Genomic DNA, 14,883 nt, shown 5'->3' on the forward strand with positions numbered 1-14,883 from the left:
AAGGCTCCCAGTAGACGACTGGGTTGATAGGCCAGGTGTGGAAGACCGGTAACGGTTGGAGCTGACTGGTACTAATAGGCCGAGGGCTTGTCCTCAGTTGCTCGCGTCCACTGTGTTAGTTCTGAAGTAACGAACTCGCCTTTGCTGGCTGGAGTTCAAATTTCATAGTGTTTCGGTGGTCATAGCGTTAGGGAAACGCCCGGTTACATTCCGAACCCGGAAGCTAAGCCTTTCAGCGCCGATGGTACTGCATGGGGGACCGTGTGGGAGAGTAGGACGCCGCCGAACGATTTTTAGAGAAAGCCCTGGTGGGAACCTTGAGTTCCTGCCAGGGCTTTTTCGCGTTCCCAGCCCCTTTCCCCCTCCGCCCCTCGCGGTACCCGCACCGCACCGGAGGGTAAGGTCAGGGGGTATCGTTCGCATATTTCCCACAGGAGGCCCCCGGGTGGAGGTCCAGGAGACGCGAGTCCAGACCGACCGCGTCCTCACCATCCCGAACATCCTCAGCATGGCGCGCCTCGTCGGCGTCCCCCTCTTCCTGTGGCTGATTCTCCAGAAGCACGACGGGTGGGCGCTCCTCGTCCTGGCGCTCAGCGGCGTCAGCGACTACCTCGACGGGAAACTCGCCCGCCGCTGGAATCAGATCAGCAGCCTCGGCCGGCTGCTCGATCCGGCCGCCGACCGCCTCTACATCCTTTCCACCCTCTTCGGCCTGACATGGCGTGAGATCCTTCCGCTCTGGCTGACCGCCGCCCTCATCGCCCGAGAGGCGATGCTGCTGGTCATGGTGTGGATCCTGAGGCGCCACGGCTATCCGCCGCCGCAGGTGAACTTCCTCGGCAAGGCCGCGACCTTCAACCTGATGTACGCGTTCCCGTTGCTGCTTCTCAGTGACGGACACGGCTGGTTGCCGTCACTCGCCGCGATTTTCGGATGGGCGTTCGCCGGATGGGGTACAACCCTCTATTGGTGGGCAGGGATCCTCTATGTGGTCCAGGTCCGCCGCCTGGTCAAGGCGGACGCCACGGCCGACTGAGCCCGTCGCGGACCCCGGCCCTACTGCGGACGTCCCGGGCGTGAAGTCGGCATGACCGTTGTTCGTCATGACCGTCGTCTCGCAAGGAGGACGCTTCCGACATGAAGGCCGTCGTGATGGCCGGTGGTGAAGGCACCCGCCTTCGCCCCATGACCTCGAGCATGCCCAAGCCGCTCCTGCCGGTCGCCAACCGGCCGATCATGGAGCACGTGCTGCGACTGCTCAAGCGGCACGGACTCACCGAGACCGTGGTGACGGTGCAGTTCCTCGCCTCCCTCGTCAGGAACTACTTCGGGGACGGCGAGGAACTCGGCATGGAGCTCACCTATGCCAACGAGGAAAAGCCACTCGGCACCGCGGGGAGCGTCAAGAACGCCGAGGAGGCGCTCAAGGACGACGCCTTCCTGGTGATCTCCGGAGACGCCCTCACCGATTTCGACCTGACCGACCTGATCCGTTTCCACAAGGAGAAGGGCGCCCTCGTCACGGTCTGTCTCACCCGTGTGCCCAACCCCCTGGAATTCGGGATCACCATTGTCGACGAGAACGGCAAGGTCGACCGCTTCCTGGAAAAGCCCACCTGGGGACAGGTCTTCTCCGACACGGTGAACACGGGCATCTACGTCATGGAGCCCGAGGTCTTCGACTACGTCGAGGCCGACGTCCCCGTCGACTGGTCCGGCGACGTCTTCCCCCAGCTGATGAAGGAGGGCAAGCCGGTCTACGGCTATGTCGCCGAGGGCTACTGGGAGGACGTCGGCACCCACGAGAGCTACGTCAAGGCGCAGGCCGACGTGCTCGAAGGCAGAGTCGACGTCGACATAGACGGTTTCGAGATCTCGCCCGGCGTCTGGGTCGCCGAAGGGGCCGAGGTCCACCCCGACGCCACTCTCCGCGGCCCGCTCTACATCGGCGACTACGCCAAGGTCGAAGCCGGTGCCGAGATCCGCGAACATACCGTCGTCGGGTCCAACGTCGTCGTCAAGAGCGGAGCCTTTCTTCACAAGGCCGTCGTCCACGACAACGTCTACATCGGCCAGCAGAGCAACCTGCGCGGCTGCGTCATCGGCAAGAACACCGACATCATGCGCGCCGCGCGGATCGAGGACGGCGCCGTCATCGGCGACGAGTGCCTGGTCGGTGAGGAATCGATTATTCAGGGCAACGTCCGCGTCTATCCGTTCAAGACCATCGAGGCCGGCGCGTTCGTCAACACCTCGGTGATCTGGGAGTCCCGCGGCCAGGCCCACCTCTTCGGGGCGCGCGGCGTGTCCGGAGTCCTCAACGTGGAGATCACGCCCGAGCTGGCGGTACGGCTCGCGGGCGCGTACGCCACGACGCTCAAGAAGGGCTCCACCGTCACCACGGCGCGTGACCACTCCCGCGGTGCGCGGGCGCTCAAGCGCGCGGTGATCTCCGCCCTGCAGGCCAGCGCCATAGACGTACGGGACCTGGAGAACGTCCCGCTGCCGGTGGCTCGCCAGCAGACGGCCCGGGGCAGCGCCGGCGGCATCATGATCCGTACGACGCCGGGCGTGCCGGACTCCGTCGACATCATGTTCTTCGACGAGCGCGGCGCCGACCTCTCCCAGGCCGGGCAGCGCAAGCTCGACCGGGTCTACGCCCGCCAGGAGTACCGCCGGGCCTTCCCCGGCGAGATCGGCGACCTGTCCTTCCCCTCCAGCGTCTACGACTCGTACGCGGGTTCGCTGCTGCGGTCCGTGGACACCAGCGGGGTGGCCGAGGCCGGGCTCAAGGTCGTGGTGGACGCGGCGCACGGCAGCGCCGGCCTCGTTCTGCCCAGCCTGCTGGGCCGGCTCGGTGTGGAGGCGTTCACCATCAACCCCGGGCTCGACGAGTCCCGGCCCACGGAGACCGCGGACGACCGCCGCTCCGGCCTGGTGCGGCTCGGGGAGATCGTGGCCTCGGCCCGGGCCGCGTTCGGCGTGCGGTTCGACCCGGTGGGCGAGCGGCTCTCCCTGGTCGACGAGCGCGGCCGGATCGTGGAGGACGACCGGGCCCTGCTCGTGCTGCTGGACCTGGTCGCCGCCGAGCGGCGCAGCGGCAAGGTGGCCCTGCCGGTGACCACCACGCGCATCGCCGAGCAGGTGGCGGCGTACCACGGCACGCAGGTCGAGTGGACGACGACCTCGCCCGACGACCTGACGAGGGTCGGCCGTGCGGACACCACGATCTTCGGCGGGGACGGGCGCGGCGGCTTCATCGTCCCCGAATCGACCAGCGTTTTCGACGGGACCGCGGCATTCGTCCGGCTCATCGGTCTGGTGGCGCGCACTCAGCTCACGCTCAGCCAGATAGACGCCCGCATCCCCCGTGCCCACGTGCTCCGCCGCGACCTGCCGACACCGTGGGCCGTGAAGGGGCTCGTGATGCGGTCCGTGGTCGAGGCGGCCGGGGACCGGCACGTGGACACGACGGACGGAGTGCGGGTCGTGGAGGCGGACGGGCGCTGGGTCATGGTGCTGCCGGATCCGGCCGAGGCGGTGACGCACCTGTGGGCCGAGGGGCCCGACGACGCCTCGGCGCAGGCCCTGCTCGACGAGTGGTCGGCGGTCGTGGACGGCGCCGGGCGCTGAGCGCGGACGCCGGGTCAGGACCCGGCGGGCGTCGTCTCCTTGGGGCCGGACCGGTAGCGGAGTGATCCCGCGTCCGGCGCGCCGGTGGGGCCATTGGGAGACGACGCCCCCGACGTGCGACGATGTGCGGCATGTCGCAGCAGCCCCCCGATCGGAGCACGCCCACGCCGCCTCCGCGTCCCGACGCCTCGATGTCGCTGCTGACCAATGTGATGGACCACAGCCTCGACGACGGCTACGCCGAGGCGGCGGCCCGGCGGCGGACGGAGGGTCGCAGCGGGCTGCCGAGCCCGCTGCGGGCCAAGCTGGGCCTCGCGGGCGCCCTGCTGCTGGCCGCGGTGGTGGTGACGCTGGGGGCGGCGCAGGCGCAGATATCGGCACCGACGCTGGCCAAGGAGCGCCAGCAGCTCATCGACCGCATCGAACGGGAGACCTCGGCGGCCGACGCGCTGCAGAAGAACGTCGACACCCTGCGGGACGCCGTCGGCACCAAGCAGCGTGACGTCCTGGAGAAGCACGGCGGGGACAAGGCCGACCTGGTGGCGCTGCTCGCGGGCGCGACCGCCGTGCAGGGCCCCGGGGTCAAGCTGGTCGTGGACGACGCCAAGCAGACGAAGCAGAGCGGTGGCGGCGGGCCGCGCGAGAGCAGCGGCTTCTCCGACACGGGCCGGGTGCGCGACCGCGACATGCAGCGGATCGTCAACGGCCTGTGGCAGTCGGGGGCGGAGGCCGTCTCGGTCAACGGGCAGCGGCTGACGGCGCTGTCGGCGATCAGGGCCGCCGGTGACGCCATACTGGTGGACAACAGGCCGCTGGTGCCGCCGTACACGGTGCTCGCGATCGGTGACGGACAGCAGTTCGCCAACGCCTTCCAGCGCAGCGCCGACGGGCTGTACCTGCGCGCTCTGCAGCAGAAGTACGGGGTCCGCTACAGCATTTCCGCTCAGGGAGAGGTCCGGCTGCCCGCCGCGCCGAGCCTGATCGTACGTACCGCACAGCCGCATGAGGGTGGCGCGGCCGGCCGCGCCACCGACACAGGGAAGGGCACATCGTGATCGCCGTACTGGGCCTCGTCGTGGGAGTCGTGGTCGGACTTGTCGTCCGTCCCGTGGTGCCGACGGTGGTCGAGCCCTACCTTCCCATCGCCGTCGTGGCGGCGCTCGACGCGGTCTTCGGCGGCCTCCGGGCGATGCTGGACGGAATCTTCGACGACAAGGTGTTCGTCGTCTCGTTCCTGTCCAACGTCGTCGTGGCGGCGCTGATCGTCTTCCTGGGCGACAAGCTCGGGGTCGGTGCCCAGCTCTCCACGGGTGTCGTGGTCGTCCTGGGCATCCGCATCTTCTCCAACGCGGCCGCGATCCGCCGGCACGTCTTCCGGGCGTGAGGCCGATGAGCACCGACGGCAACACGCCCGACGAGAACCCGCCCGGTGAGCCGGCTTCCGCGGAGGAGCGGACGTCGGCCGAAGGGCCGAAGAAAGCCGCGAAGTCCGGTAAGCCCGGGAAAGCCGAGAAGGCCCCTGAGGCTGCGGAGAAGGCCGTTGAGCCTGCCGAGGCCCCTGAGGGCGGTAAAGGCGATAAAGCCGAAAGGTCTGAAAAGGCCGACGCGCCCGCGGGGCCGGGCGAGGCCGGCGAATCCGGCAGGAGCGATAAGGGCGGCAAGGGCGGTGAGGTCGGCAAGAGCGGTGAGCCGGAGAAATCCGCAGGTGCCGGGCCGGAGCCTGGTCCTGACGCCGGTTCCGCATCCGGGGCCGCTGCCGCCCCCGGGCCCGTGCCCGAGCCCACTCCCGCGCCGCCGCCGGCCGCCGCGCCCGTGACGGGTCGTCAGCGCCTGCTGAACAGCCTCTGGCCGCCGCGGCTGACGAGGGCCCAGCTCACCGTCGCGGTGCTGCTGTGCGTCCTGGGCCTGGGCCTGGCCATCCAGGTCCGGTCGACCAGCGACAACAGCGCGCTGCGCGGTGCCCGGCAGGAGGACCTCGTACGGATCCTGGACGAGCTCGACAACCGCACGAAGCGGCTGGAGGACGAGAAGCGACGCCTGGAGAACCAGCGCACCGAGCTGGAGAGCAGCTCCAACCAGGCCGCGGAGGCCCGCAAGCAGACCGCGCAGAAGGAGCAGCAGCTGGGTATCCTCGCGGGCACGGTGGGGGCGCAGGGGCCGGGCATCGAGCTCACGGTGAGCGACCCCAAGGGCCTGGTCGAGGCCGACAAGCTGCTGGACGCCATCCAGGAGCTGCGGGCCGCGGGCGCCGAGGCCATCCAGATCAACGACGTCCGGGTGGCCGCCGACACGTACTTCTCGGGTGCGGCGGGCAGGGTGGAGATCGACGGCAAGAAGGTCTCGCAGCCCTACCGGTTCAAGGTGATCGGCAAGCCGCAGGACCTGGAGCCCGCGCTCAACATCCCCGGCGGTGTGGTGCAGACGCTGGAGAAGGAGCAGGCGGGCGTCTCGGTCCAGCGGTCTGAGAAGATCATTGTGGACGCCTTGCGCCCGGCGAAGCGGCCTGACTACGCTCGGTCGTCATCGCAGTGAGGCGGGCGGGCGTGCGGGCTTCGGAGGGAGGCCACGAGGTTGCGGGGGGTCGGCGCACCAAGTCGAGGGTGCGTGGTGGAAACTGTCTGTTGACCACGGACGTTGTATGGATGTCCGGGTCGGACGGTGTGTGCATCGAGGGTTTGTCCTGCCCCACGGGCGGGTCTGTTTCGGTCAAGGGGAATCGCCCGTGAAGTTGTTTGCGAAGTTGTTCGGCAAGAGCGCACGCCAGGACGGTGGCAGCGCCCGCCACCGCGCGTCGCGCCATGGTGAGGGCGGTCAGGGCCAGGAGGCCGCCCACGAGGGGCGTCCGCTGTTCCGGGACGAGACGGCGGCTCCGGGAGGAGACATTCCGGGCGGGTCGGCTGTTGACCCCGCTGCCACCGGGCGCATAGGTTTCGGGGCACCAGCGACCTCGAGCGGAGGGTCTGCCTTGCCGGTTTGTACGAGGTGCGGCCACCGGAACGCCGAGGGGAGCCGGTTCTGCTCCAACTGCGGCGCCCCGCTGCGGCCCGGTGCCGTGGCCGAGCGCGCCTCGGAGACGACATCGACCATCTCCATCTCCGGTCTCGAGGCGTACGACTCCGAGACCACCGGCCAGACGGCGATCCCGTCGCTCTCGCCGGAGGCCCAGGCGGCCGTCGACGCGCTGCCGCTGGGTTCGGCGCTGCTGGTGGTCCGGCGCGGGCCGAACTCCGGCAGCCGGTTCCTCCTGGACGGCGAGATCACGACGGCGGGCCGGCACCCGCAGAGCGACATCTTCCTGGACGACGTCACGGTCTCCCGCCGGCACGTGGAGTTCCGCAGAGGCCAGGACGGCGGCTTCACCGTTTCCGACGTCGGCAGCCTCAACGGCACGTACGTCAACCGCGAGCGGATCGACTCGGTGTCGCTCAACAGTGGCGACGAGGTCCAGATCGGCAAGTACCGGCTGGTCTTCTACGGCAGCCAGCGGGGCATCTGACCCTCCCCGGACTCCGTCCGGGGGGACCCCAAGGAAGGGCCATGCTTCGAACACCGTCGGGCGGTGCCGGGTCTCCCGGTGCCGCCGGCGCGGAAGGACGGCTGGTGAGCATCGGCACGGTGCTCAACCTGCTCCGCGAGGAGTTCCCCGAGGTCACCATCTCCAAGATTCGTTTCCTGGAGGCGGAGGGTCTGGTGGAGCCGCAGCGCACGCCGTCCGGATACCGCAAGTTCAGCACGGAGGACGTGGAGCGGCTCGGTTGTGTGCTGCGCATGCAGCGCGATCACTATCTCCCGCTGCGGGTCATCAAGGAGCACCTGGAGGCCCGGGCCCGGGGCGAGACGCCGCAGCTGCCCGCCCCGGCGAAGCCGCGTGACGCCGCCCTCGTGGCCGCCGACGACCGCGTCGCCGGGCCGCCCGGCGACGCCGGTGACATCACCCGCGCCGCCGGCGCGGAGCTGGGCGCCCCCGTGCCCGCCCCGCCCGTGCGGATCGGCCGGGAAGAGCTCCTGAGTGCCACCGGTGTCACGGAGAGTGAGCTGGGGGAGTGGGAGTCGTACGGGCTCGTCACCCCCCACCCGGACGGCGGATTCGACGCCGATGCGGTGGCCGTCGCGCGCCTCGTCGCCGACCTGGGCCGTTTCGGCCTGGAGCCGCGCCACCTGCGCGCCATGAAGGCCGCCGCCGACCGCCAGGCCGGCCTGGTCGAACAGGTGGTCGCACCGCTGCGGCGGCACCGCAATCCGCAGACCAGGGCGCATGCCGAGGCCACCACGCGCGAGCTGGCCACGCTGTCCGTGCGCCTGCACGCGGCGCTCGTGCAGGCGGCGCTGCACGCGGGCTCGCACTGACCGGCCAGTGCCCGACTACCCAAACCTGCCGGGCACGTCCTAGGGTTGCTGTGTGAACGAGCTCGATGTCGTGGGTGTCCGGGTGGAAATGCCCTCCAACCAGCCGATCGTGCTCCTGCGTGAAGTGGGAGGCGACCGCTACCTCCCGATCTGGATCGGACCGGGAGAGGCGACGGCCATTGCCTTTGCCCAGCAGGGCATGGCCCCGGCCCGCCCGCTGACCCACGACCTTTTCAAGGACGTGCTGGAAGCGGTCGGCCAGCAGCTCACGGAGGTCCGCATCACGGACCTGCGCGAGGGTGTGTTCTACGCGGAGCTCGTCTTCGCCAGCGGCGTGGAGGTCAGCGCCCGGCCGTCCGACGCCATAGCGCTGGCCCTGCGCACCGGCACGCCGATCTACGGCAGCGACGGTGTGCTGGACGACGCCGGGATCGCCATCCCGGACGAGCAGGAGGACGAGGTCGAGAAGTTCCGCGAGTTCCTCGACCAGATCTCGCCGGAGGACTTCGGCAGCAGCAGCCAGTGACCCGGCCGGAGCGGCTCGCAACGGCCCGCCGCGGCGCATTCGACTAGCCTTTCCCGGCGCAGGGGCACGCAAAACCACTCTCTGGGTGATTATCACTCGGCGTGCCGAGTGTGGCGATCGTTGACGCACCCCTGGTGACTGCCTACCGTCGAGAGGGCAGGTCAAGGACGGAGGTCGGCGTGAGAAGCATGGGCGACGGGACGGCGGTCGGCAGTCCGTATCCGCTGTTCGGGGGAGCGGTCGAACAGGCACCCCGTCATGCGGGCCCGGCAGCGGCGGTCACCGCCCCGCGCGGGCCGGAGGCCGATCTCATCGGCTACCGAGGGCCGACGGCGTGCGCCGCGGCCGGCATCACCTACCGCCAGCTCGACTACTGGGCGCGTACGGGCCTGGTCGAGCCGAGCGTGCGGCCCACCCACGGCTCGGGCACCCAGCGGCTCTACAGCTTCCGGGACGTCGTCGTCCTGAAGATCGTGAAGCGGCTGCTGGACACGGGGGTCTCCCTGCAGAACATCCGCACGGCGGTCCAGCACCTGCGCTCGCGCGGCATGGCCGACCTGCCGCGGATGACGCTCATGAGCGACGGCGCGACGGTCTACGAGTGCACCTCGCCCGACGAGGTCGTCGACCTCCTCCAGGGCGGGCAGGGCGTCTTCGGGATCGCCGTGGGCGTCGTCTGGCGCGACGTCGAGAGCGCGCTGTCCCAGCTGCACGGCGAGCGCGTGGACACCGGCGAGACGCTCGTGCGCCCCAACCCCGCGGACGAGCTGGCGCGCCGCCGCAACCGCGTCGGCTGACCCGCGCGCCCGCGGCCCGCGTCGCACGTGAGTGCGATTGTCAGTGGCATGCGGCAGCATCGGTGTCGTGAGAAGCGCGCCGACCATCCTGCATCTCGACATGGATGCCTTCTACGCTTCGGCCGAGCAGGCGGCCAAGCCCAGCCTGCGCGGGAAACCCGTGGTCGTGGGCGGCATCGGGCCGCGCGGCGTCGTGGCCACCGCGTCGTACGAGGCGCGGGTCTTCGGCGTCCGCTCCGCGATGGCCACGGCACAGGCCCGCAGGCTGTGCCCCAACGCCGCCTACCTCACCCCGCGGTTCTCGCTCTACCGCGACATCAGCGAGGTGGTCATGGGCCTGCTCCGCGCCCTCTCGCCGCTGGTGGAGCCGCTGAGCCTCGACGAGGCGTTCGTGGACCTGGAGGCGGGCGGCGTCGAGGCCACCCCGGAGGCCGTGCGGGCCGTCGGCGAGCGCCTGCGCCGGGACATCCGCGCGGCGACGGGCCTCAGCGGGTCGGTGGGGCTCGCCGCCTCCAAGATGCTCGCGAAGATCGCCTCCGAGGAGGCCAAGCCCGACGGCCTGCTGCTCATCCGGCCGGGCACCGAGCTGGAGCTGCTGTGGCCCATGTCCGTGCGCGTCATCCCGGGCGTCGGCCCCGCCACCGCCGAGACGCTCCGCCGGGCGGGCATCACCACCGTCGCCGAGACCGCGGAGGCGGGCGAGGCGGAGCTGGTGCGGCTCCTGGGCAAGGCCCACGGCTCGGGGCTGTACGCCCTGGCCACCGGCCATGACGACCGCCCCGTCGTCGCCGAGCGGGACGCCAAGTCCGTCTCCGTGGAGGACACCTTCGAGGAGGACCTGACCGACCGCACCCGGGTGCAGCTGGAGATCGCCCGGCTCGCCGACCGCTGCGTCCAGCGGCTGCGCGCGGCCGGCCGGTCCGGGCGCACCGTCGTCATCAAGGTCCGCAGCTACGACTTCTCCACGCTGACCCGCTCCGAGACCCTGCGCGGCCCGACGGACGACCCCGGGGTGGTCCGGGAGGCGGCGGCCCGGCTGATCGACGGCGTCGACACCACGACGGGCGTCCGGCTGCTCGGCGTCGGCGTCAGCGGCCTCGCCGACTACACCCAGGAGGATCTGTTCGCGCAGGCCGCGAGCGCCGCTTCCGCCGCGGCCGAAGCGGCGGAGCCGGTGCGGGGCTCCGCTGAGGAGCCGGGGGAGTCCGCGGGCGCGGCGGAGCGGCCGCGGCGGTGGCTGCCGGGCCTGGACGTGCACCACGCCGAGTACGGGGCGGGGTGGGTGCAGGGCAGCGGGGTCGGCCGGGTCACGGTGCGCTTCGAGACGCCCTGGTCGGAGCCGGGCCGGGTACGGACGTTCGCCGTCGACGACCCGGAGCTTGAGCCGGGCGAGCCGCTCCCGCTCGTGCGGGGGGCCCTGCCGGGCGGGGATGCGGCGTGTCCGGTCCCGCCCGCGGCTCAGGTGATGGCGCCCGGCCCGGGGCCGGGGCCTTCGGAATCCGCCGCACCATCCGCCGTACCGGAAGACGTGCCGGAGCCGCCCGGCCCGGCCTCCCCGAAGCCCGGCCCGGCGACGAACGCCGCCGCGGCCGGCCCCGGGGCCGAGCCCGGTCCCTGGCCCGCGCTCGACTCCGGAGCGGTCTTGGGTCCCGTAGCGGGCCCGGTGCGGGGAGAAGCTCCCGGGTCCGTAGCCGCCCTGGGGTCCGTATTCGGGTCCGTGCCCGGCCCCGAATCCGGGCCTGGCTTCGGGCCCGGACCCGGGAGTGAGCCCGCCCCCGGGCCCGCCGTCGGCCTCGGAGCCGGTCCCGGGCCCGTACCCGGCGCTTCAGGAAGCGCCCCGGGGCCCGGCCCCGTACCCGGCCCCGCCGTTTCCCTCCCCGTGCCCGGGATTTCCAGGCGGTAGTGGTGGTAGAGCTGCAGCTCTTGCTCCGGGGAGAGATGGCGGCCGACGCCGAAGTCCGGGGCTTCCTTGATCAGCGCCCGGTCGTACGGGGTGCGCAGGCCCTCCCCGGTGACCTCGCCGGTCGCCAGGGGAATGAACGTGTCCCGCCGGAAGAAGCCGGTCCGTACCGCCGCCCACAGCGGTTCGCCGGTCGCGTCGTCGAGATAGACCTCGTCCACCGTGCCGACCTTCGTCCCGTCCCGGTCGAAGACCTTCCAGCCGATCAGGCTCCGGGGATCGATGTCGCTCTGCACGGTTTCCTCCCAGGATCGGCGCCTCCTCCCACCCAAAAACACAAAGCGGGAAGCGGCCACTCGGGAGATCCGGCGGGAAACATGCGCTGGTAGTCTGGCGAGTGGCCGCAGAATCCGTGCGGGAGAGTCCTCCGGAAGCCCGCTCAGCGGGGTCCACGGAGGCGCCGAAGGAGCAAATCCTCCCCGGAATCTCTCAGGCACCCGGTACCGCATGGACGAGGTCACTCTGGAAAGCAGGGCGGGCCCGGTCAGCCACAGCGCCGAAGCCCCTCCTCACCGACGGTGAAAGCCGGGCCGCGCGCGTCGCGGGCCGGTGAAGCTCTCAGGTTGAGATGACAGAGGGGGAGGCCGTCCGGGTACCCGCGCCGTGGTACCCCTCGCAGGTCGCAACGACCAGGAGGCCTCCGCAGATGACTGCCCACCGCATCGCCCTTTCCGACCTGGAGCGGGACACCCCGTTCGAGCGCCGCCACATAGGCCCCGACGGCGAGGCCCAGGCGAAGATGCTCGCTCAGGTCGGCTTCGGCTCGCTGGACGAGCTCACCGCCGCCGCAGTGCCGGAAGTGATCAAGAGCGTGGGGGCCCTGGCCCTGCCCGAGGCCCGCAGTGAGGCCGAGGTCCTCGCCGAGCTGCGCGCGCTGGCCGGCCGCAACGAGGTCCTCGCCCCGATGATCGGCCTGGGCTACCACGGCACGTTCACCCCGCCGGTGATCCTGCGCAACGTCATGGAGAACCCCGCCTGGTACACGGCCTACACGCCGTACCAGCCGGAGATCTCCCAGGGCCGCCTGGAGGCCCTGCTCAACTTCCAGACCGTCGTCGCGGACCTGACCGGGCTGCCCACCTCCGGCGCCTCCCTCCTCGACGAGGGCACCGCCGCCGCCGAGGCCATGGCGCTGTCCCGCCGCGTCGGCAAGGTCAAGAAGGGCGTCTTCCTGGTCGACGCGGACACCCTGCCGCAGACCGTCGCCGTGATCGAGACCCGCGCCGAGCCGACGGGCGTCGAGGTCGTCGTCGCCGACCTCGCCGCGGGCATCCCCGACGAGATCGCCGAGCGCGGCGTCTTCGGCGTCCTCCTGCAGTACCCCGGCGCCTCGGGCGCCGTGCGGGACCTGCGCCCGGTCATCGAGCGCGCCCACGAGCTCGGGGCGGTCGTCACCGTCGCCGCCGACCTGCTGGCCCTGACGCTGCTGACCCCGCCCGGCGAGCTCGGCGCGGACATCGCGGTCGGCACCACCCAGCGCTTCGGCGTGCCCATGGGCTTCGGCGGCCCGCACGCCGGCTTCATGGCCGTGCGCGAGCAGTTCGCCCGCAGCCTCCCCGGCCGCCTCGTCGGCGTCTCCGTCGACGCCGACGGCAACAAGGCCTACCGTCTGGCCCTGCAGACCCGCGAGCAGCACATCCGCCGTGAGAAGGCCACCAGCAACATCTGCACCGCGCAGGTGCTCCTCGCCGTCATGGCCGGCATGTACGCGGTCTACCACGGCCCCGAGGGCCTGGCCGCGATCGCCCGCCGCACCCACCGCTACGCCGCGATCCTCGCCGAGGGCCTGCGCGCCGGCGGCGTCGAGCTCGTCCAGGGCGCGTACTTCGACACCCTGACCGCGCGCGTCCCCGGCCGGGCCGCGGAGGTCGTCGAGGCCGCCCGCGAGCGCGGCGTGAACCTGCGCCTGACCGACGCCGACCACGTGGGCATCGCCTGCGACGAGACGACCACCCGCGCCCACCTGGACTCGGTCTGGGCCGCGTTCGGCGTCGCGGGCGACGTCGAGGCGCTCGACGCGGTGGCCGCCGAGGCGCTCCCCGAGTCCCTCCTGCGCACCGGTGAGTACCTCACGCACCCGGTCTTCCACGAGCACCGCTCCGAGACGGCCATGCTGCGCTACCTGCGCCGCCTCGCCGACCGGGACTACGCCCTGGACCGCGGCATGATCCCGCTCGGCTCCTGCACGATGAAGCTCAACGCCACGACCGAGATGGAGCCGGTCACCTGGCCCGAGTTCGGTGCGCTCCACCCCTTCGCGCCGATCGGGCAGGCCGGGGGCTACGTCACGCTGATCACCGAGCTGGAGGAGCGGCTCGCCGAGGTCACCGGCTACGACAAGGTCTCCATCCAGCCGAACGCCGGCTCCCAGGGCGAGCTCGCCGGCCTGCTGGCCGTGCGCGCCTACCACCGCGCCAACGGCGACGAGCAGCGCACCGTCTGCCTGATCCCGTCCTCGGCACACGGCACCAACGCCGCGAGCGCCGTGATGGCCGGCATGAAGGTCGTCGTCGTCAAGACCGCCGACGACGGCGAGATCGACGTCCAGGACCTGCGCGCCAAGATCGAGCAGCACCGCGACGAGCTGTCCGTCCTGATGATCACGTACCCGTCGACGCACGGCGTCTTCGAGGAGCACGTCGCCGACATCTGCGCCGAGGTGCACGAGGCGGGCGGCCAGGTCTACGTGGACGGTGCCAACCTCAACGCCCTGGTGGGCCTGGCGAAGCCGGGCAAGTTCGGCGGCGACGTCTCGCACCTGAACCTGCACAAGACCTTCTGCATCCCGCACGGCGGCGGCGGTCCCGGCGTCGGGCCGGTCGCCGTCCGCGCGCACCTCGCCCCGTACCTGCCCAACCACCCGCTGCAGCCCACCGCCGGCCCGGAGACGGGCGTCGGCCCGATCTCGGCGGCCCCGTGGGGCTCGGCCGGCATCCTGCCGATCTCCTGGGCGTACGTCCGGCTGATGGGCGGCGAGGGCCTCAAGCGCGCCACGCAGGTGGCCGTCCTCGGCGCCAACTACATCGCCAAGCGCCTGGAGCCGCACTACCCCGTGCTCTACACCGGCCCGAACGGCCTGGTGGCGCACGAGTGCATCGTGGACCTGCGGCCGCTGACCAAGGCCACCGGCGTGAGCGTCGACGACGTCGCCAAGCGTCTGATCGACTACGGCTTCCACGCGCCGACCATGTCCTTCCCGGTGGCCGGCACGCTGATGATCGAGCCCACGGAGAGCGAGGACATCGCCGAGCTGGACCGTTTCTGCGAGGCGATGATCGCGATCCGCGCCGAGATCGAGAAGGTCGGCTCGGGGGAGTGGAGCAAGGACGACAACCCGCTGCGGAACGCCCCGCACACCGCCGCGTCCGTGACGGGCGCGTGGGAGCACGCGTACAGCCGTGAGGAGGCCGTCTTCCCCGCCGGCGTCTCCGCCGACAAGTACTGGCCGCCGGTGCGGCGCGTCGACGGTGCGTACGGCGACCGCAACCTCGTCTGCTCCTGCCCGCCGCTGGAGGACTACGACGGCTGACCGGGACGACGGGCCCCTTCTCGGGGCCCGAACCTGATGGGGGCCGGTCCGGCGATCTCGCCGGGCCGGCCCCTTCGCGCGATTGCGGTGC

At 71.4% G+C, this 14,883-nt stretch carries 11 protein-coding genes, 2 rRNA genes, 1 pseudogene and 1 riboswitch; of the genes and pseudogenes, 13 read left to right on the top strand and 1 reads right to left on the bottom strand.

Going from position 1 to position 14,883, the window contains the following annotated elements:
• The 12 genes from B7P34_RS14195 to B7P34_RS14250 all read left to right on the top strand — a co-directional run.
• Positions 1 to 95, top strand: a 23S ribosomal RNA gene (locus tag B7P34_RS14195); the annotation flags it as partial.
• A 76-nt stretch (positions 96 to 171) separates the two neighbouring features.
• Positions 172 to 288, top strand: a 5S ribosomal RNA gene (gene rrf, locus B7P34_RS14200).
• A 157-nt stretch (positions 289 to 445) separates the two neighbouring features.
• Positions 446 to 1,036 (top strand): CDP-alcohol phosphatidyltransferase family protein, encoded by a 591-nt coding sequence (locus B7P34_RS14205; protein ID WP_189382772.1) that lies wholly within the window; start codon positions 446 to 448, stop codon positions 1,034 to 1,036.
• Positions 1,037 to 1,137: 101 nt separating this feature from the next.
• Positions 1,138 to 3,633, top strand: a complete 2,496-nt coding sequence (locus B7P34_RS14210; protein ID WP_106676463.1) for a mannose-1-phosphate guanyltransferase — start codon at positions 1,138 to 1,140, stop codon at positions 3,631 to 3,633.
• A gap of 131 nt (positions 3,634 to 3,764) precedes the next feature.
• The gene (locus tag B7P34_RS14215) at positions 3,765 to 4,688 is read left to right on the top strand and encodes a DUF881 domain-containing protein (RefSeq protein ID WP_106676465.1); all 924 of its coding nucleotides are present in this window, start codon (positions 3,765 to 3,767) and stop codon (positions 4,686 to 4,688) included.
• Positions 4,685 to 5,017, top strand: a complete 333-nt coding sequence (locus B7P34_RS14220; RefSeq protein WP_030364457.1) for a small basic family protein — start codon at positions 4,685 to 4,687, stop codon at positions 5,015 to 5,017. The genes B7P34_RS14215 and B7P34_RS14220 overlap by 4 nt, the downstream gene beginning before the upstream one ends.
• Positions 5,018 to 5,403: 386 nt before the next feature.
• Positions 5,404 to 6,165, top strand: a complete 762-nt coding sequence (locus B7P34_RS14225; RefSeq protein WP_106676467.1) for a DUF881 domain-containing protein — start codon at positions 5,404 to 5,406, stop codon at positions 6,163 to 6,165.
• Positions 6,166 to 6,598: 433 nt separating this feature from the next.
• Entirely contained in the window at positions 6,599 to 7,129 is a 531-nt protein-coding gene (locus B7P34_RS38560; protein ID WP_223267842.1) for an FHA domain-containing protein, read from the top strand.
• A 104-nt stretch (positions 7,130 to 7,233) separates the two neighbouring features.
• A complete protein-coding gene (ftsR, locus tag B7P34_RS14235) occupies positions 7,234 to 7,980 on the top strand; it encodes a transcriptional regulator FtsR (RefSeq protein WP_223267843.1) in 747 nt (248 codons plus the stop codon).
• A gap of 88 nt (positions 7,981 to 8,068) precedes the next feature.
• Positions 8,069 to 8,506 (top strand): bifunctional nuclease family protein, encoded by a 438-nt coding sequence (locus B7P34_RS14240; RefSeq protein WP_228775491.1) that lies wholly within the window; start codon positions 8,069 to 8,071, stop codon positions 8,504 to 8,506.
• A 188-nt stretch (positions 8,507 to 8,694) separates the two neighbouring features.
• The gene (locus B7P34_RS14245) at positions 8,695 to 9,303 is read left to right on the top strand and encodes a MerR family transcriptional regulator (RefSeq protein WP_435693961.1); all 609 of its coding nucleotides are present in this window, start codon (positions 8,695 to 8,697) and stop codon (positions 9,301 to 9,303) included.
• Between the two features lie 67 nt (positions 9,304 to 9,370).
• The gene (locus tag B7P34_RS14250) at positions 9,371 to 11,206 is read left to right on the top strand and encodes a DNA polymerase IV (protein WP_189382775.1); all 1,836 of its coding nucleotides are present in this window, start codon (positions 9,371 to 9,373) and stop codon (positions 11,204 to 11,206) included.
• A gap of 134 nt (positions 11,207 to 11,340) precedes the next feature.
• On the opposite strand, the pseudogene B7P34_RS39710 reads toward B7P34_RS14250, so the two are convergent.
• Positions 11,341 to 11,559 (bottom strand): annotated as a pseudogene (locus tag B7P34_RS39710) (PRC-barrel domain-containing protein); the annotation flags it as partial.
• 49 nt (positions 11,560 to 11,608) lie between these two features.
• Positions 11,609 to 11,719: riboswitch (glycine riboswitch) on the top strand.
• Between the two features lie 190 nt (positions 11,720 to 11,909).
• Here B7P34_RS39710 and gcvP point away from each other — a divergent pair.
• Entirely contained in the window at positions 11,910 to 14,792 is a 2,883-nt protein-coding gene (gene gcvP / locus B7P34_RS14260) for an aminomethyl-transferring glycine dehydrogenase (protein ID WP_106676475.1), read from the top strand.
• The last annotated feature ends 91 nt before the right edge of the window (positions 14,793 to 14,883 follow it).

It is taken from the genome of Streptosporangium nondiastaticum (assembly GCF_003011965.1).
GTDB classification, from domain to species: Bacteria; Actinomycetota; Actinomycetes; order Streptomycetales; family Streptomycetaceae; genus Streptomyces; species Streptomyces nondiastaticus.

Coding starts and splice junctions, on each gene's coding strand:
- B7P34_RS14210 (WP_106676463.1), top strand. CDS start 1,138: ATGAAGGCCGTCGTGATGGCCGGTGGTGAAGGCACCCGCCTTCGCCCC.
- B7P34_RS14215 (WP_106676465.1), top strand. CDS start 3,765: ATGTCGCAGCAGCCCCCCGATCGGAGCACGCCCACGCCGCCTCCGCGT.
- B7P34_RS14240 (WP_228775491.1), top strand. CDS start 8,069: ATGCCCTCCAACCAGCCGATCGTGCTCCTGCGTGAAGTGGGAGGCGAC.
- B7P34_RS14245 (WP_435693961.1), top strand. CDS start 8,695: ATGGGCGACGGGACGGCGGTCGGCAGTCCGTATCCGCTGTTCGGGGGA.
- gcvP (WP_106676475.1), top strand. CDS start 11,910: ATGACTGCCCACCGCATCGCCCTTTCCGACCTGGAGCGGGACACCCCG.